This is a genomic window from Amycolatopsis xylanica (assembly GCF_900107045.1).
Classification (GTDB): Bacteria; Actinomycetota; Actinomycetes; order Mycobacteriales; family Pseudonocardiaceae; genus Amycolatopsis; species Amycolatopsis xylanica.
Map to the genome: position 1 here is coordinate 364,921 of NZ_FNON01000002.1, position 15,838 is coordinate 380,758.

17 protein-coding genes are annotated in these 15,838 nt (G+C 68.1%); 4 read left to right on the forward strand and 13 right to left on the reverse strand.

Annotated features, from left to right (window positions below):
• Positions 1-394 precede the first annotated feature (394 nt).
• Positions 395-1,192, forward strand: coding sequence for an iron-sulfur protein (locus BLV57_RS09355; protein WP_091288248.1), 798 nt, complete (start codon positions 395-397; stop codon positions 1,190-1,192).
• A gap of 54 nt (positions 1,193-1,246) precedes the next feature.
• On the opposite strand, the gene BLV57_RS09360 is transcribed toward BLV57_RS09355, so the two are convergent.
• The 3 genes from BLV57_RS09360 to lysS form a co-directional block, all read right to left on the reverse strand.
• On the reverse strand, positions 1,247-1,828 hold the full coding sequence (locus BLV57_RS09360; RefSeq protein ID WP_245757237.1) for a TIGR03086 family metal-binding protein: 582 nt from the start codon (positions 1,826-1,828) through the stop codon (positions 1,247-1,249).
• Positions 1,829-2,104: 276 nt separating this feature from the next.
• The gene (locus BLV57_RS09365) at positions 2,105-2,452 is read right to left on the reverse strand and encodes a histone-like nucleoid-structuring protein Lsr2 (protein ID WP_091288249.1); all 348 of its coding nucleotides are present in this window, start codon (positions 2,450-2,452) and stop codon (positions 2,105-2,107) included.
• A 156-nt stretch (positions 2,453-2,608) separates the two neighbouring features.
• Positions 2,609-4,117 carry a lysine--tRNA ligase gene (gene lysS / locus BLV57_RS09370; RefSeq protein ID WP_091288250.1) on the reverse strand — a complete coding sequence of 503 codons (1,509 nt, stop codon included), beginning with the start codon at positions 4,115-4,117 and terminating at the stop codon, positions 2,609-2,611.
• A gap of 92 nt (positions 4,118-4,209) precedes the next feature.
• On the opposite strand from lysS, the gene BLV57_RS09375 reads away from it, so the two are divergent.
• Positions 4,210-4,983, forward strand: coding sequence for a class I SAM-dependent methyltransferase (locus BLV57_RS09375; protein ID WP_091288251.1), 774 nt, complete (start codon positions 4,210-4,212; stop codon positions 4,981-4,983).
• 2 nt (positions 4,984-4,985) lie between these two features.
• A complete protein-coding gene (locus tag BLV57_RS09380; RefSeq protein ID WP_091288252.1) occupies positions 4,986-5,759 on the forward strand; it encodes an SAM-dependent methyltransferase in 774 nt (257 codons plus the stop codon).
• Between the two features lie 63 nt (positions 5,760-5,822).
• Here BLV57_RS09380 and BLV57_RS09385 read toward each other — a convergent pair whose 3' ends face one another.
• The 7 genes from BLV57_RS09385 to BLV57_RS09415 all read right to left on the reverse strand — a co-directional run bounded on the left by BLV57_RS09385 (position 5,823) and on the right by BLV57_RS09415 (position 12,560).
• A complete protein-coding gene (locus BLV57_RS09385) occupies positions 5,823-6,602 on the reverse strand; it encodes a type III pantothenate kinase (RefSeq protein WP_091288253.1) in 780 nt (259 codons plus the stop codon).
• Position 6,603: 1 nt separating this feature from the next.
• Complete coding sequence (gene panD, locus BLV57_RS09390) at positions 6,604-7,083, reverse strand: aspartate 1-decarboxylase (RefSeq protein ID WP_091288254.1); 480 nt, start codon at positions 7,081-7,083, stop codon at positions 6,604-6,606.
• Between the two features lie 10 nt (positions 7,084-7,093).
• On the reverse strand, positions 7,094-7,990 hold the full coding sequence (panC, locus tag BLV57_RS09395; RefSeq protein ID WP_091288255.1) for a pantoate--beta-alanine ligase: 897 nt from the start codon (positions 7,988-7,990) through the stop codon (positions 7,094-7,096).
• A complete protein-coding gene (locus BLV57_RS09400) occupies positions 7,987-8,883 on the reverse strand; it encodes a Rossmann-like and DUF2520 domain-containing protein (protein ID WP_091289050.1) in 897 nt (298 codons plus the stop codon). The genes panC and BLV57_RS09400 overlap by 4 nt, the downstream gene beginning before the upstream one ends.
• Before the next feature lie 127 nt (positions 8,884-9,010).
• Complete coding sequence (locus BLV57_RS09405) at positions 9,011-10,114, reverse strand: PrsW family intramembrane metalloprotease (RefSeq protein ID WP_091288256.1); 1,104 nt, start codon at positions 10,112-10,114, stop codon at positions 9,011-9,013.
• Positions 10,115-10,385: 271 nt separating this feature from the next.
• Complete coding sequence (locus BLV57_RS09410; protein ID WP_091288257.1) at positions 10,386-12,029, reverse strand: DUF6779 domain-containing protein; 1,644 nt, start codon at positions 12,027-12,029, stop codon at positions 10,386-10,388.
• A gap of 69 nt (positions 12,030-12,098) precedes the next feature.
• Positions 12,099-12,560, reverse strand: coding sequence for a DUF3180 domain-containing protein (locus BLV57_RS09415; RefSeq protein WP_091288258.1), 462 nt, complete (start codon positions 12,558-12,560; stop codon positions 12,099-12,101).
• Positions 12,561-12,611: 51 nt separating this feature from the next.
• Between BLV57_RS09415 and BLV57_RS09420 the strand changes: the two genes are divergently transcribed.
• Positions 12,612-13,580: a helix-turn-helix domain-containing protein gene (locus BLV57_RS09420; protein ID WP_091288259.1), complete on the forward strand. Its 969-nt coding sequence runs from the start codon at positions 12,612-12,614 to the stop codon at positions 13,578-13,580.
• A 588-nt stretch (positions 13,581-14,168) separates the two neighbouring features.
• On the opposite strand, the gene folK is transcribed toward BLV57_RS09420, so the two are convergent.
• The 3 genes from folK to folP are packed head-to-tail and all read right to left on the reverse strand — an operon-like array spanning position 14,169 to position 15,807.
• Positions 14,169-14,669 (reverse strand): 2-amino-4-hydroxy-6-hydroxymethyldihydropteridine diphosphokinase, encoded by a 501-nt coding sequence (gene folK, locus BLV57_RS09425; protein ID WP_091288260.1) that lies wholly within the window; start codon positions 14,667-14,669, stop codon positions 14,169-14,171.
• Entirely contained in the window at positions 14,666-15,028 is a 363-nt protein-coding gene (gene folB / locus BLV57_RS09430) for a dihydroneopterin aldolase (RefSeq protein WP_091288261.1), read from the reverse strand. Before folB ends, folK begins: the two co-directional genes overlap by 4 nt.
• Positions 15,013-15,807: a dihydropteroate synthase gene (folP, locus tag BLV57_RS09435; RefSeq protein WP_176968595.1), complete on the reverse strand. Its 795-nt coding sequence runs from the start codon at positions 15,805-15,807 to the stop codon at positions 15,013-15,015. The genes folB and folP overlap by 16 nt, the downstream gene beginning before the upstream one ends.
• Positions 15,808-15,838 lie beyond the last annotated feature (31 nt).

Here is a 15,838-nt window from a genome sequence, read left to right on the forward strand (position 1 = left end):
GTGCACTCCCTCGACTGCTGCGCCGGCGGCCCTAGTCCATCGTCGTGCTTTCACCGCGATGGATTCAGCACCGTAAGACCACTCTAGTAGCCATGTGGTCGCGCTGGCGTACCACTACGGCCCTTTGCGGTCCGTTCACGCCACTCGGATTTCAACCGGGGCGCGCGTCCATCATCCGGTTGACCTGTACCTCTACGTCAACCCTTAACGTGCCGGGTTCACCCGCGATTCCGCGCGAGGCCCCTTGTCCGCTCAGCGCGAACAGCCGTCCGAGCTGTGAGAATCCCACCCGCTTGGCGGAAACCGGCCCCTTATGTAAGGTTAGGCACGCCTAACACTTTACCCTGGTTGGTCACGGAGAGTCGCCATCCGGGGAGAACCGAGGGGGTCTGTCGTGTATTCCCAGCGGGCCGCGTGCGGCCCCGGCGAAGACCTCGGTTCCGGCGGCCTGGCCGCCTCGGTCCACCGGATCGAGCGAATCCAGCAGCTCAGCGGCCTCCGTTTCGGCGTGACGGACGCACCGGGCTGGCTGTACTGCGACGACCTGCTCGACGACCCGCAAGGGCTCCGCGCCTGGCAGGGCGGGCTCGCCGCCTGGATGGGCACGCAGTACGACGAGGTGCCCGCACGGACAGTCGCGGCCTGGATCGCCGCCTGGTACCTGCACGTTCCCGCACGGGCGGCCGCGGTGCTGTTCCATCACGAGCGCCGGGTGCCCGTGCCGAAGCTCGCCTTCCGGCTGTCGGACGACCGTCCGCACCCGGAGGAGATCGCGCTGCTCGCCGACGGCTTCTACTGCTTGCCCGCCGACACGGGCGCCGCGCGCCCCGAGGCCGTGGTCGTCGCCGACGAGGCGGAACTCGCGGCCGTGCTGCGCGAGGGCTACCTGGCGCACGCCACCCGGTTCGTCGACGCGTACGGCCCGCTCAGCCGTCTCGGCAGGCGGACGCTGTGGGCCGCCGCCACGGACGCGCTCGACACCGCGCTCTGGTGCGCGGGCGAGCCCGACGCGGGCGTGGCGGACGCCGCGCTGGTGCTCGGCTCCCGCCACGCGCCGCTCACGTCGGCCTCGACGCTGCGGCTGACCCCCGAGCGCGAGTGGACGCGGCGCCTGGAGAGCTGCTGCTTCTCCTATCTCTTGGCGTCGACCCCCGAGTGCGTCGGCTGCCCTCGCTCGACCCCCAAGTCCTGAGCGAGGGGCGTGAGTGTTCCGGCCGGTTCTAACCGGCCGGAACACTCACGAGGGTTAGGGACGCCAGGCCGGGTCGCGGCCCACGAGGCCCAGTGCGCGGTCCAGCGTCGACGAGGAGGCGGGCACGGGCACTTCCGGCCCGAAGACACCCATCGCCCGCGCCTGCTCGGCCATGCCGTCCACAGCCGCATACAACGCGGACGCCGTGTCCTCGTCGAGGGTCAGCTTCTGGCCGGTGGCGACCGCGAGGTCCCAGCCGTGCAGCGCGAACTCCGCGAGGACCATTCCGGCGATCACCGAGGCCGGCATCTCGGCCGAGCCCATCTTCGACATTCCGTCGAGTGCGCCGGGGGTGCCGAATACGTCGATCAGTTCGTCGGTTTGCTTCTCGAGCGCGGTGGCCCAATCGGACTGTGTCAGGTCGGCGTCGGACTCACCGCCTTCGACGGCGGGCGCCGGCTCCTTGCGCCCGCCTGCCACGAGCCAAGGTCCCCAATAAAGAAGGTGGTTCACCAGAGCGCGCACGGTGTAGTCATCGCAGGGTGTGCGCTTGGCGAGATCGTCTTCACGCAGTGCCGCCACGACGGTTTTGAACGCGCCGGCGGCGGAGATCATCGAGAGGTACAGGTCGGCCATGCCCCATTACCGCACGGCGGTCGAAGACCTGTCTTGGACAAACGCGTCAGTTATTCGGGTGAGCGATCGATCCCGATGGCCGAGACCGCCATGATTCCGATGTACCCGGTCAATGACCGAGCGCGAGCGGATCATGTTGGCCGGGACATCGATTACACGATTGCCGTGTCATAAAGGCATTCATAACCACGTGACAAAAGACAGCGGGCCGCCGGGATTGCTCCCGGCGGCCCGCTGGGCTGCCCGATCGTGCGGCGCAAGCGTGCCGCAGCCGACTCAGTTCTTCTTGTGGTAAGCCTCGACGACCTCGGACGGGATACGCCCACGGTCGGAAACCTGGAAGCCGTTCTTGCGAGCCCATGACCGAATGGCCTGGTTCTGCTCACGGTCGACCGTCGCGGGACGGGCGGCGACCTTGGCGGTCGGGCGAATGGCGGCGCGCTTACGGCCACCGGCGCGGCGGGCGTGCTCGACATACTGGGCGAGCGCGTCGCGCAATTCCTCGGCGTTCTCGCCGGAGAGATCGATCTGGTAGCTCACGCCGTCCAAACCGAACTCAACGGTCTCTTCCGCTTCCGTGCCATCAAGATCGTCGACGAGAGAGACGAGCACCTTCTGTGCCATCGGTGTTTCCTCCTGCTTGGGGCTTGCTCGAATGATCGGGACGGGGCATGCCCCGGGACAGAAGCCATTGTCTACGACATTAATACCCTCTGCCCCAGGATAACGCAAATCTCGATTGGGGATAGTTGCCGGAACTCCATCTGTCACTCCGCCGGGTTATTCGGGCCGAACCTGGGGGAAGAGGATCGTCTCCCGGATACCCAGCCCGGTCAGCGCCATCAGCAACCGGTCGATACCCATTCCGACACCGCCGCTCGGCGGCATTCCGTACTCCAGGGCGCGCAGGAAATCCTCATCCAGGCTCATGGCTTCACTATCACCGGCCGCGGCCAGCATGGACTGCTGCACAAGGCGCTGCCGTTCCACCACCGGATCCACCAACTCGGAGTAGCCGGTGCCCAGTTCGAATCCGCGTATGTAGAGGTCCCACTTCTCCGCAACACCTGGCTGTGACCTGTGCTGCCTGGTCAGCGGCGAGGTTTCGACCGGGAAATCCCGGACAAATGTCGGCTCGTGCAGATGATCGCCGACGAGGTGTTCCCACAGTTCCTCGACCAGTTTGCCGTGGCCCAACTTCGGGTCGACCTCGATGCCGCGCGCTTGCGCGAATGCGTGCAACTTGCCGGCAGGCGTCTCGGGAGTGACCTCTTCACCGAGTGCGCCCGACAACGAGTCATACATTCGCAACGTCGTCCATTCGCCCGAAAGGTCGTACTCACTGCCGTCGGCCAGAGTAACGATCTGCGTGCCCAGAACCGACTCGGCGGCTTCCTGGATCAACTCACGGGTCATCACCGCATTGGAGTCATAGGTCGCATACGCTTCGTAGTACTCCAGCATCGCGAACTCGGGCGAGTGGGATGAGTCGCTTCCCTCGTTCCGGAAGTTTCGATTTATCTCGAAGACCTTCTCGATCCCGCCGACCACACAGCGCTTGAGGAACAACTCCGGCGCGATCCGCAGGTACAACTCCTGGTCGAACGCGTTGGAATGGGTGACGAAAGGCCTGGCAGCGGCCCCGCCGTGCATGTTCTGCAACATCGGGGTCTCGACCTCGAGGAAGCCGCGGCGGTGGAACGATTCGCGCAGCGAACGGACCACCCCGGCCCGCGTGCGGACCACATCGCGCGCCTGCGGCCGCATGATGAGGTCGACATAACGCTGGCGGATGCGGGTTTCCTCGGAAAGCTCCTTGTGCGCGACCGGCAGCGGCCGCAGCGACTTCGAGGTGAGCTGCCAGGCGTCGGCCATCACGGAGAGTTCGCCGCGCTTGGAAGTGATGACCTCACCATGCACGAATACATGGTCACCGAGGTCGACATCGGATTTCCACGCGTTCAACGCGTCTTCGCCGACCTTGGCCAGGCTCAGCATCGCCTGGAGCTGGGTGCCGTCGCCTTCCTGGAGGGTGGCGAAACACAGTTTGCCCGTATTGCGCATAAACATCACCCGGCCGGTCACCCCGACGATCTCACCGGTGGCGACGTCGACGGGAAGATCGGAATGCGCGGCGCGCACCTGCGCCAGTGAGTGCGTTCGGGGGACCTCGACCGGGTAAGGATCGATACCCTCCGCGATTATCCGGTCGCGCTTGTCCCGGCGCACCCGCATCTGTTCGGGCAGGTCGTCTTCGGGCGCGTGTTCGGACACGGGGATTTCGGTCATGGGTATAGCGTACGAACACGCCACTCGGCTACGCCAACCGGATTACCTCTTTGCGGCCACAGGCTGCCAGTAATTCGTGTAATACCGGGTGTATGGGCAACGAGTCGACCCCTATATCCCACGAACTACGCGCCAAGCGGGCCACCTCCTTTGGTGGAGCGGCGGCCGCCTACGCCGCGCACCGGCCCGATTACCCGATTGCCGCGGTGCGCTGGGGACTGTCCGGCGCCGCGAAAGCGCCGGTAAACGTACTGGACCTCGCCGCGGGCACCGGAAAACTGACCACGACGCTGGTTGAACAGGGGTTGACGGTCACCGCCGTCGAACCCGATGAACAGATGCTGGCGCAGCTCCGGCACGCTCTTCCCGGAATAACCGCGCTCGACGGGCACGCCGAGCGGATTCCACTCGAAACAGCGTCAGTGGACGCGGTTTTCGTCGGCCAGGCCTTTCACTGGTTCGACGCCGAGCCCGCGCTGACCGAGATCTCCCGGGTTCTGCGACCCGGCGGTGTTCTGGTCACGCTTTGGAACTACGACGACCTATCGGTGCCCTGGGTGGCCGAATTCGGTGAGCTGTTCGGTGCCCCGACGGGCCGTACCTGGGCGGCGAGTGCCGCGAGATTACCCGATCATCCGAACTTCGCCCCCTCCGAACAGGAAACCTTTCGCCATAAGCAGCGCCGGACCGCGGAAAGTCTCGTGGCCACGCTCGCCACTCATTCACATGTGCTGGCCGCGGCGAGTGAGGAAAGAGCGGCGATACTCCGAACGGCTCAGGAGTTCCTGGCAGGCAGGCCCGAAACGGCGTCCGGCGAATTCGACCGGCCGATAGTCGTCACCGGCTTCCGCGCCAGGAGGCGATGACCATGGTGGACAAGAATTGGACAAAGATCTTCACGGACGGATTCCGCGGACCGGCCTCGCCAGGTCACCATCGGATCTGGTCGGCGGTCTATGGCGACGAATATCCGGCGGCACTCGACACCCACAGCTACATCACGGTGAGCGAACTGGACCGAATGGCCGAAGATTGCCTGCTTTCGGCGGGTGACCGGCTGGCCGATATCGGCTGTGGCCGGGGCGGACCGGGCATTTGGCTCGCCGCTCGGCGTGACGCCGAACTCATCGGAATCGACATCGCCGCGACGGCACTCGAGGCGGCCTGTGAGAAGGCCTCGGCGTTCGGGCTGGCCGATCGGGCCACATTCCAGCTCGGCTCGTTCACGGATACGAATATTGCAACTGGCAGCCTGCAAGCCGTTATGAGTATCGACGCGCTGCTGTTCGCCGCGGACAAAGCCGAAGCGCTGGCCGAACTGGCCAGGATCACCGCTCCCGGCGGACGGCTGCTGATGACCACCTGGGATTACCACACCCAGCCGGACGGCCGCCCGCCCCAATTGTCGGATCATCGGCCGGTTCTCGAAGCGGCGGGCTTCTCAGTACTTACCTATGCCGAAACCGACCAGTGGCGCGAACGCCAGTACCGCACCAACGTGCTGATGATCGAGTCTGTCGAGGAGCTCGCCGCCGAGGACGGCCGCGATCCCGCCGAGCTGCTCATCGGCCTCAAGGAGATGCTGGCGACCAACGACTGCATGAGCCGCCGCGTCTACGTCGTCGCCGAGCACCGCCGCTGAACCCGGGATAAAGCGGGCTTTATCCCGGGCCGGAGTTAAGCCCGCTTTATCCCGTTTCGGGGATCAGCGGGAGTTGCGCTCGAAGACCAGGCGCAGGCCCAGCAGCGTCAGGTCGGGCACGTGCTCGGTGATCGTCTCCGACTCGGCGACCACCAGCGGCGCCAGGCCACCGGTCGCGATCACGGCGACCGGGTCGGACGGCGACAGCTCACGCACGATCCGTTTCACCAGCCCGTCGACCTGGCCGGCGAACCCGTAGAGGATGCCCGACTGCAGGCATTCCACGGTGTTCTTGCCGATCACCGACCGCGGCGGCGCCAGTTCGACCTTGCGCAGCGCGGCGGCACGCGCGGCGAGCGCGTCGACCGAGATCTCGATGCCCGGCGCGAACGCGCCACCGAGGAACTCGCCCTTGGCGGAGATCGCGTCGACGTTGGTGGAGGTGCCGAAGTCGACCACCACGCAGGCCGTGTCGTGCAGGTGATGCGCCGCCAGCGTGTTCACCAGCCGGTCGGCGCCCACCTCCTTGGGGTTGTCGACCAGCAGCGCGACTCCGGTGCGCACGCCGGGCTCGACCACGATCTTCGGCAGCCGCGGGTAGTAGCGCGCGAGCATCACCCTCAGCTCGCGCAGCACCGCGGGCACCGTGGACAGCGCGCTGATCCCGGTGACCGAGTCGGCCAGCGAGCCGAGCAGCCCGCGCATGGTCAGCGCGAGCTCGTCGGCCGTCATCCGCGCGTCGGTGCGCATCCGCCAGTCGCCGACCAGTTTCGCGTCGTCGCCGCGCCCCGAATACAGGCCCAGCACGATGTTCGTGTTGCCGACGTCGACGGTGAGTAGCAACTCAGCCCTCGGCGAGCAGCGCGTCGAGCCTGGCCGCGTCGACGGTCTCCGCCACCGGGAACGCCTCGGGCAGCGTGACGGTCCCGCTCATCAGCCCGGAGCCCTCCGGCGCGTGGCCGGGGTCGGTGCCCTGGTCCTGCAGCCGGTTGGCGGCGTCGACGAACACGATCTTCGGCTCGTACGCGGCCGCCTCGATCGAGTCCATCTGGCCATAGGAGATCAGGATGACCAGATCACCGGGGTGCACCAGATGCGCGGCGGCGCCGTTGATCCCGAGCACGCCGCTGCCCCGCTCACCGGTGATGACATAGGTCTCCAGCCGCGCGCCGTTCGTGACATCCACAATGGACACCTGCTCGCCCGGTAGCAGGTCGGCGGCGTCCATCAGGTCGGCGTCGACGGTCACCGAGCCGACGTAGTGCAGATCCGCCTGGGTCACCGTGGCGCGGTGGATCTTCGACTTCAGCATCGTGCGCAACATGTTCGACTCCCTATTCCCCTGCCTCCGGGTGCTCGGCGGCGGCGCCGAGCAACACCGGGACGTTGTCGATCAGCCGCGTCTTGCCCACGCGTGCGGCGATCAGCAATCGTGCTTCCCCATCAGACGGCGCGGGGCCGAGATCGGTACCGCGCAGCTCAAGATAATCGACGACTACGTCAGGTCGAGTCGCCAATGTGCGCCGCGCCGCATCGAAAACGGCGTCAGCGCCATCACGCCCGAAGAAGGCTCCCGCGGTCAGCGCCGCCGAAAGCACGACGGCGTCCTCCCGCTCTTTCTCGGACAGGTAAACGTTTCGCGAGGACAACGCGAGCCCGTCACGTTCGCGAACCGTCGGCACACCGATCACCTTGGTGCCGAAGTTCAGGTCACGGACCATTTTCTTGATCAGCACCAGCTGCTGGTAGTCCTTCTCCCCGAAGAAGGCGTAATCCGGCCGCACGATGTTGAACAACTTGGCGACGACGGTGAGCATTCCGCCGAAATGTCCCGGCCGCACCGCGCCTTCGAGCTCGTCGCCGAGCGGGCCGGGGTTCATGGTGATCGCGGCGTCCTCGCCGTACATGTCCGAAGCCTTGGGCGTGAAGGCGATCTGCACGCCGTCCTCGGCCAGCACGGCCAAATCGGCTTCGAGCGGACGCGGGTAGGCCTCGAAATCCTCGCCTTCCCCGAACTGCAAGGGATTCACGAAGATCGACGCGGCGACGACGGTGTTCGGCAGCCGCTTCGCGCGGCGGATCAGCTCGCGGTGGCCCGCGTGCAGCGCGCCCATGGTCGGCACGAGCGCGACCTTCCGGCTGACCCCGTGCAGCGCGCTCGTCACCTGGGTGACGTGCTCGGGCGGCTGGTAGGTGTTCAGGGTGCCGCGAGTGAATTTGGGGCTGGTCATGGCGAATCAGGGCCTTCGTCGAGTAGTTCGGTGAGCTCTTTCGCCGTTGCCTCGCCCAGCAGCCCGGCCTGCGACGCGCGCGCGACCGTGCGCTTGGCCAGCGCGGCATAACAAGGCGCGACGTCGGGCGCTCGCTGGGCGAGCACTTCGAGATGCGCACGGACGGTGCCCGCGTCGCCACGGGCGACCGGGCCGGTCAGCGCACGGTCACCGTGCCGGAGCACATTATCCAACGCCGCCGAGAGCAAGGGCGCGACCAGCCGTTCGGCGTCGGCGATCCCGCCCTCACGCAGCAGATCCGCGCAATCGGCTACCAAGGTCATCAAGTGGTTCGCACCATGTGCGAGCGCCGCGTGGTACAGCGCGCGGCTGGATTCGGGCACCCGCACGGGTTCGGTGCCCATTTCCATCGCCAGCGCTTCGCCGACGTTCCAGGCGGCTTCGTCACCTTCGGCCGCGGTGATGCCGATGCTGCACGCCGCCAGCCGCTCCAGATCCTCGGAACGGCCGGTGAACGTCATCACCGGGTGCAGCGCGAGCGGCAGCGCGCCGAGCGCGGCCGCCGGGTCCAGCACGCCGACACCATGCGCACCAGAGGTATGGACCACTATCTGGCCGGGTTTGAGCGAATCGGTGGCGATCAGGCCGCGGACCATGCCGGGCAAGGCGTCGTCGGGCAATGCGAGCAGCACGAGATCCGCCTGGCTCGCCACCTGATCGGGTGGCAGCAGCGGGACACCGGGCAGCAGCTGATCGGCTCGCCGGACGGAAGCGGCGGAAAGGCCTGAGGCGGCAACGACGTTATGGCCGGCCCGCGAGAGAGCCGCACCGAGAACACTGCCGACGCGTCCGGCGGACACCACGCCGACGGCCAAGCGGGCAGGCCGCATCATCATGCGAAAAAGTCTCCCTCACTCGTTCCAGTCCCGCTCCGTCGCGGGTACCGGACGACGGCGAGAGAGTAGCTCTCTCAAGCCGGATCAACCGGAGATTGGTGACGAGCTTCACCCGTTGCGGGGGTCACCCGCCCGTCGATTGTTCCGCCAGCCTGACGGCTTCGGCGCGTGACGAGCGAAGAACGGTCAACAGTTCGTCTTGTCGGGCCATGGCTTCTTCGGTGTCCACCGGAGTACGGCGGAGAAACGCCAGTTCCGTGACGCTCGTCTGATAACGGCCGACCTCCTTGGCCGCGAGACGGCCGGACTGCCGCTTGGCCTGCCTGCGCCACTCGCGCCGCCCGGACAGGCTCGAGAGCAGGTCGACCTCGGACCGCGCGATCCAGCGCGCGGCGACCATGTCCGGCAGCGCGGCCGCGACGATCCGCTGCTCACGCCGACGCTGCAGCACCACCAGCCACGCGACGCCGAGGAACATCGGCACCATGATCAGGAAGTACACGTTGAGGAACGCCTTCGACCCGCCGAGCACGGCGGCCCCGTTCCACAGCGCGTGCAGCAGCACCGCGCAGAGGTAGCCGCCGAGCGGCGCCAGAATCCGCACCTGCTTGCTCGTCGAGCTCGCGGCCAGCCCGATCCCGATACCGGTCAGCGTGGCGAACAGCGGATGCGTGAACGGCGAGAGCACCCCGCGCAACACGAACGCGGCCAGCACCCCGGCACTCGTCCCATCGCCGAAGCCCGACTCTGCGAACGCGCGCCCGAAGTAGTAGATGTTCTCGACGAACGCGAACCCCGCCGCGCTGAACCCGGCGTAGACGACGCCGTCGACCACCCCGTCGAACTCGGAGCGCCGCCACAAGAGCACCAGCAGCACGAACACGCCCTTGGCTGCTTCCTCGACCAGCGGCGCGGACACGACGGCGCTGAACTTGCTGCCGTTGCCATCACCGAGCCAGAGATCGCCGACCGCCTCGGCGGTGCTGTTGATCAGCAGCGCGGTGATCGTCGCGATACAGGCGCCCCAGAAGAACGCGAGCAGCAGCAGCTTCGCGGGCTCGGGCTCCCAGCGGTCGACCCACAGGAACGCGGCGGTCACCAGCCCGACGGGCACCAGCGCCGCGAGCACGCCGATGACGACCGCGAGCACCCCCACCCGCGCGGTCACGAGCCCGAACACCAGCAGCCCGCACAGCGCGAGCACGAGCACCCCGACAACGGGCAGCATGACCGTCACCCGGCGCGGCAGCGCGCGCTTGCGTGACGTGGCAGGTCCTGACACGACGCGTACCCTACGCAGGCATTCCGGCCCGTTTGCCGGTGCCGTCCGTTAGGGCGTGTCTCAAAGTCATGGCCGCGGTCTCCGCGCCCAGGTGGCCCCTCGCGGCACCGCGGAATCACCCGAGTACAACCCGGTACGAGGATGATTCCACGGCACCGCCAGGAGCCACCTGGATCACGAAGCCCATCGGCCATGACTTTGAGACACGCCCTGGCGCTCAGTCCTCGGCGCGACGGCGGCGGCGCGGCGCCGACTCGTTGGCGCCATGCGCGGCCAGCAGCTCGCTCACCGAACGGCCCGCGGCGTGCGAACCCGTGTCGGGGATCTCCTTGCCGTGCGCGGCGGCGGCGCGGTGACCGTTGCCGTTGGAGCCGTTCGACCCGTTGCTGCCATTGCTGCCGTTGCTGTGTGAGCCGTTGCGGCCCTCGGGGCGCGAGTGGCTGCCGTTGGTCGCACCGTGCCGGGAGGCGGGCTCGGCGGGCTTCTGCCAGGACGGCGGCTCGCCGTCGGGACGGTGACGGCGGCCGGTCGACACGGGCTCCGCGGCGGCGGCTTCCTCTTCCTCGGCGCGGCGGCGACGGCCGCCGGGGCGGCTCTGCTGCAGCTCACGGACGGCTTCGGGCAGCGTCGGGTTGACCTCGACCTTCGCGGGCTCCGGCTGACGCGGCGGCTCCGCGACCGGCGGCTTCTCACGCTTGACGAAAGCCGCGCTCAGGTTGGTGGCCGTGCGCTCACGGCGTCCGGTGTCCCACGAGGGCTTCCACTCGCCGGTGGCTTCCTGGTTGCTCGCCGCCGCCGGACGCTCGGGTGCCTTCGGCGCGACGGGCTCAGGCTTGGGCTTGGGCGGCGGCACGCTCGCGGCGGGCCTGCCGCGCTCGACGCGGTCCAGCGCCGGACGGGTCGGCTCCGGCATGGGAGCGACGGGCTTCATCGCCGGCCGGCTCGGCTCGGCCGGCTTGTATTCGGGGGCCTTGTACGGGGCGACCGGCTTGAAGCCGGGGCTCGACTCGCTCGGCCTCGGCGCGGGCTTGAGCACCGGCTTCGGCGGCTTGACCGGCGGCATCTGGCGCTCGGTCTTCGGCTGCTCGGCGGGCGCCTTGCGCGGCGTGGCCTGTGCGACCTTGATGGCCTGGGTGGCCTTCGCCGACGGAGAACTCTGCGGGTGCGCGGGATCGCGGCGGACCGGTTCGGTCGGCTTCGCGGCCGTGCGGGAGGTGGTCGGGGTCTCCGGCTTGGGTCTGGCGGCCGGGGCCGGGGCCGGGCGGCGCTGCTCGACGGCCTTGTCCAGCACGCGCTCGATCAGCTCGGTGGGACGCTCGGCGACCTCGACGATCTTCTTCGGCGCCATGAGCTGGGCGGGCTGCTTCTTGGACTCGCCGTTCACGAGTCGCTTGTCATCGTTCAGCGACCGCATGCGGGTGGCCTGCGCGGTCAGCGCGACGCGCTCGTAAAGCACCTCGCCGCCGAAAAGCGACTGCAGGCTGTCGCGCAACGCGAGCACCTCGTTGCGCAGCGCGTCGAGCTCCTCGCGGGAGTCCTCCTCGGCACGCTGCCTGGTCTCCGCTTCGACTTCCAGCTCGAACTCGCGGCGGGCGGCGACCTCACGCTCGAGCTCCAGCTCGTAGACGGCCTGCGCCTCGGCGACCGCGTCTTCGCTGTGCGCGGCGTGCTTGCGGTACTTGACCGCGAGGAACGCGCCGATGAGCGCCGCCCACAGCGCCGCGACGATGCCGAGCCGGAGCCAGCGGAGGTCGTCACTGAGCACCAGTGCCAGTGTCGCGCCGACCGCGAGGGTCAAGCCGACGACAAGCCACGGCCTGCCCCAAGGGCGGCCGCGCGAGTCGTCACCCACGCCGGTCATAACGAACACCGTACCTTCTAGTAATCCGAACGAGACCTAGTCGGTACTTCGAGCGGTGCTTTCTTTCCGTTAACCGGTCGGTGGACCCGCGCGATCACGATCACGCGGCTCCGGTGTCCGGCAGCAGTGCTCGAGCCACAACCCAGCCCCGATCAGCACGGCGGCGCTCGCCGCACCGACAACCGCGCTCCGCAGGTCCGAAGCGGCGGCGATGAGCAGGCCACGCTTGGGCAGCAGGTAGATCACCGCGGCGAGCCAGAAGCCCAGCATGACCGATCCGGCCAGCGAAGAAGCCTTCGCCAGCGCGACCGATCTGGCCACCGCGATGGCCTGCAGCACGCGGCCGCCGGAGATCCTGCCACGAATGGAAAAGGCGAGAAAGACTTCCAGCAGGGCGAGAACGGCCAGCGTGGCACCGACGAAAAGCGGCAGCCGCGGCAGCGAACCGTACGCGACCTGCAGCAACAGGTACCCGGCCGCCAGGCAGGCCAGTCCGGCGCCCAGCAGGTCGCGTGGGCGGGTGAAGTGCATGTTCTCACGTTACCTGCGAGGCTTGACTCTCCAGTGGCTGGAGGGTTGAGCATGGTTCGCGTGGGAAACACAGGGGTGGTCTTCACCATCGGGGAACTGGCGAAGCGCACGGGCTTGCCCGTCAAAACGATTCGTTTTTACTCCGATGAGGGGCTGCTCCCGCCCACCGACCGCACGCATTCGGGCTATCGCCTTTACGACATTAAGGCTATGGCCCGCCTCGAACTCGTCAAGACGCTTCGCGAACTCGGCCTCGGTCTCGCCGACGTCGAGCGCGCGCTGACGCGTGAAGCGAGCGTCCCGGAGATCGCGAGCCAGCACGTCGACGCGCTCGACACGCAGATCCGCAGGCTCCGGTTGCGACGAGCGGTGCTGCGAGCGGTCGCCAAGCGGGGATCCGAACTGGAGGAAGTGAAACTGATGAACAAGCTGGCGTCGATGTCCGACGACGACCGCAAACGTTTGCTCGACGAGTTCTGGGACGAGATGATCGCCGGCCTCGAGGTCGATTCCGAGTTCTACGCCCGGATGCGCTCGGCCAAGCCCGAACTGCCGGACGATCCGTCACCCGAGCAGCTCGAGGCCTGGATCGAGTTCGCCGAGCTGGTGCGGGACCCGGAGTTCCGCGCGCTGATCCGCGGGATGAGCGAGCGGCACTCGACCTCGGTCAAGGACGGGACGTTCAAGGGCGACGCGGCCGTCCAGCAGAACGCCACCCAGCAGGAGAACTGGTTCGCCTGGAGCACCCGCGCCCAGTCCTCGCTCGACGCGGGCCGCCTGCCCGACTCGGCCGAGGGCCGCGCGCTGGCCGACGAGATCTGCGCGGCCTCGGCCGGGCCGGACCGCGACCCGTCGAACCCGCAGTTCCGCCGCGACCTGGCCGACAACGTCGAGGCGGGCGGCGACGAGCGCGCCGAGCGCTACTGGCAGCTGCTCGCGATCATCAACGGCTGGCCGCCCATCCCCACCCAGATGCCCGCCGCCCGCTGGATCGTGGCCGCCATCCGCGCCTCGGCCTAGCACTCGGGACTCGTGAGTGCTTTGGCCGGTTCTAACCGGCCTTACCACTCACGACCCCTGACCTGCGGAAACGCGCTCGTGCGCGGGGGTCGTGAGCGTTGCGGGCGGTTCTAACCGCCCGCAACGCTCACAAGCCCCCAGGACCTGGGTGCCCTGGCGCATGCGGCCTTCTTTGCCCGGGCTTGCTCACCCAGCCCGCGCGTGTATGAAGGCTCCCTTCATACGGCCTAGGTGTATGAAGGCTCCCTTCATCACGCCTGGCTTGATGAAGGCTCCCCTCATACGGCCTGCCCTGTATGAAGGCTCCCTTCATACGCTTGGACGAGATGATGGGAGCCTTCATACAAAGGCCAGCGGGAGGCGCACCGGGGCGAGGGGAGCGTGCCCGGGCCTTGGCGCGCCGCGTCAGCGACCGCACAAAAGCCACTTTTGTCACCCTGAGCGTGACAAAAGCCCCGCTCGTGCGCGGGGTCGTGAGTGTTTTGGCCGGTTAGAACCGGCCGCGCCACTCACGCCCCCTGAACTGCGGAAACGCGCTCGTGCGCGGGGGTCGTGCGCGTTGCGGGCGGTTCTAACCGCCCGCAACGCTCACGAGTCCTTGAGGCGCAGGTCGGGCCGGAGGCGGACGCCGTCGCGGTCCGCGGCGGGGAGCGCGGCGAGCAAGGCCGTCGCGGGGCCGTGGCCGGGGACTTCGGCGGCCGGGTCGAGTTCCAGCCACGGGATCAGCACGGTCGCGCGGTCCAGGGTGCCCGGGTGCGGCAGCAGCAGCTCCGGGTCGTCCGAGCGCACGCCGTCGACAGTCACGACGTCGACGTCAAGCGTGCGAGGACCCCAGCGCTGCTCGCGCACGCGGCCCGCCGCCTGCTCCAGCGACTGGCCGAGGCGAAGCCAGGCCCAGTGATCACGCGCGGGGTCGTCCACGACGCAGATCGCGTTCAGGAAGTCCGGTTGGTCTTCGACGCCCCACGGCGCCGTCTCGTAAACACTCGACACCGCCACCAGCCATGGGCGCAGCCCGTCGACGGCGAGTGTCAAGAAGCCGAAACGGTCGCCCAGGTTCGAGCCGAGCGAGAGGACCGCGCGGCTCATCGGACCCGGTGGACGGTGACCGCGACGTCGTCGAACGTCAGCGGGATCGGGGCGGACGGCTTGTGCACGGTGACCTCGATCTCGGTCAGCCTGGCGTCCTTGGCGAACACCTCGTCGGCGATCTTGCCCGCGACGCTTTCGATCAGGTCGTACGGCTCGCCCGCGACGATCCCGGCGGCGAGCTCGGCCAGCTCTCCATAGTGGAGCGTTTTGGTCAGATCGTCCGAAGTGGCCGCCGGCGTCAGGTCCAAGAACGCCGTGATGTCCACAATGAACTCCTGGCCGTCGCGCTTCTCGTGCTCGAAGACGCCGTGCCGCCCGAAAACCCGGAGCCCGGTCAGCGTTATCCGGTCCGCCATGCCTCTGCCACCTTCACCGCGTCCAGCGACGCACCGACCTCATGTACCCGGACACCCCACGCGCCTGCCATCGCGGCCAGCGTGGAAATCGCCGCCGTGGCGTCCTCGCGGCCGTCCGGCGGACGCGGGGTGCCGTCCTCATCGGACAGCAGGCGACCGATGAACCGCTTGCGCGAGGCGCCGACGAGAATGGGGAAACCCAAGTCCAGCAACGAATCCAGCCGATGCAGCAACGCCCAGTCGTGCTCGGCGTTCTTCGCGAATCCGAGACCGGGGTCGAGCACCAAGGCCGAAGTGGACACTCCGGCCGCGACAGCGGACTCGACCCGCTCGGTCAGCTCGGCCCGCACCTCGGCGACGACATCGCCGTATGTGGCGAGCGCGTTCATGTCCTTGCTGTGCCCACGCCAGTGCATCAGGATCCACGGCACCCCGGACTCCGCGGCCACCTTCGCCATTTCGGGGTCGGCCAGTCCGCCGGACACGTCGTTGATCACGACCGCGCCCGCGTCCAGCGCCGCCTCGGCGACCCGGGCCCGTGTCGTGTCGACCGACAGCGGAATCCCCTCCGCCGCAAGGGTCCTGATGACCGGAAGCACCCGCGAGATCTCGGTGTCGGCGTCCACCCTGGACGCTCCTGGCCGGGTCGACTCCCCGCCGACGTCGATCATGTCGGCGCCCCTGGCCCACATCTCGCGGGCGTGGGTCAGCGCGTCGTCGAGGCCGAGATACCGGCCACCGTCCGAAAAGGAATCCGGCGTCACGTTGAGCACGCCCATCACCACACAGCGACCGGGCGATGGAAGTCCG

What these genes read in the sequence shown, in the direction of transcription:
- BLV57_RS09410 (WP_091288257.1), bottom strand. Translation starts at nt 12,029, where the DNA reads ATGACCGGCGTGGGTGACGACTCGCGCGGCCGCCCTTGGGGCAGGCCG.
- panD (WP_091288254.1), bottom strand. Translation starts at nt 7,083, where the DNA reads ATGTTGCGCACGATGCTGAAGTCGAAGATCCACCGCGCCACGGTGACC.
- BLV57_RS09380 (WP_091288252.1), top strand. Translation starts at nt 4,986, where the DNA reads ATGGTGGACAAGAATTGGACAAAGATCTTCACGGACGGATTCCGCGGA.
- BLV57_RS09420 (WP_091288259.1), top strand. Translation starts at nt 12,612, where the DNA reads ATGGTTCGCGTGGGAAACACAGGGGTGGTCTTCACCATCGGGGAACTG.
- BLV57_RS09405 (WP_091288256.1), bottom strand. Translation starts at nt 10,114, where the DNA reads ATGCTGCCCGTTGTCGGGGTGCTCGTGCTCGCGCTGTGCGGGCTGCTG.
- BLV57_RS09360 (WP_245757237.1), bottom strand. Translation starts at nt 1,828, where the DNA reads ATGGCCGACCTGTACCTCTCGATGATCTCCGCCGCCGGCGCGTTCAAA.
- panC (WP_091288255.1), bottom strand. Translation starts at nt 7,990, where the DNA reads ATGACCAGCCCCAAATTCACTCGCGGCACCCTGAACACCTACCAGCCG.
- folP (WP_176968595.1), bottom strand. Translation starts at nt 15,807, where the DNA reads ATGGGCGTGCTCAACGTGACGCCGGATTCCTTTTCGGACGGTGGCCGG.
- folB (WP_091288261.1), bottom strand. Translation starts at nt 15,028, where the DNA reads ATGGCGGACCGGATAACGCTGACCGGGCTCCGGGTTTTCGGGCGGCAC.
- lysS (WP_091288250.1), bottom strand. Translation starts at nt 4,117, where the DNA reads ATGACCGAAATCCCCGTGTCCGAACACGCGCCCGAAGACGACCTGCCC.
- BLV57_RS09400 (WP_091289050.1), bottom strand. Translation starts at nt 8,883, where the DNA reads ATGATGCGGCCTGCCCGCTTGGCCGTCGGCGTGGTGTCCGCCGGACGC.
- BLV57_RS09375 (WP_091288251.1), top strand. Translation starts at nt 4,210, where the DNA reads ATGGGCAACGAGTCGACCCCTATATCCCACGAACTACGCGCCAAGCGG.
- BLV57_RS09415 (WP_091288258.1), bottom strand. Translation starts at nt 12,560, where the DNA reads ATGCACTTCACCCGCCCACGCGACCTGCTGGGCGCCGGACTGGCCTGC.
- BLV57_RS09365 (WP_091288249.1), bottom strand. Translation starts at nt 2,452, where the DNA reads ATGGCACAGAAGGTGCTCGTCTCTCTCGTCGACGATCTTGATGGCACG.
- folK (WP_091288260.1), bottom strand. Translation starts at nt 14,669, where the DNA reads ATGAGCCGCGCGGTCCTCTCGCTCGGCTCGAACCTGGGCGACCGTTTC.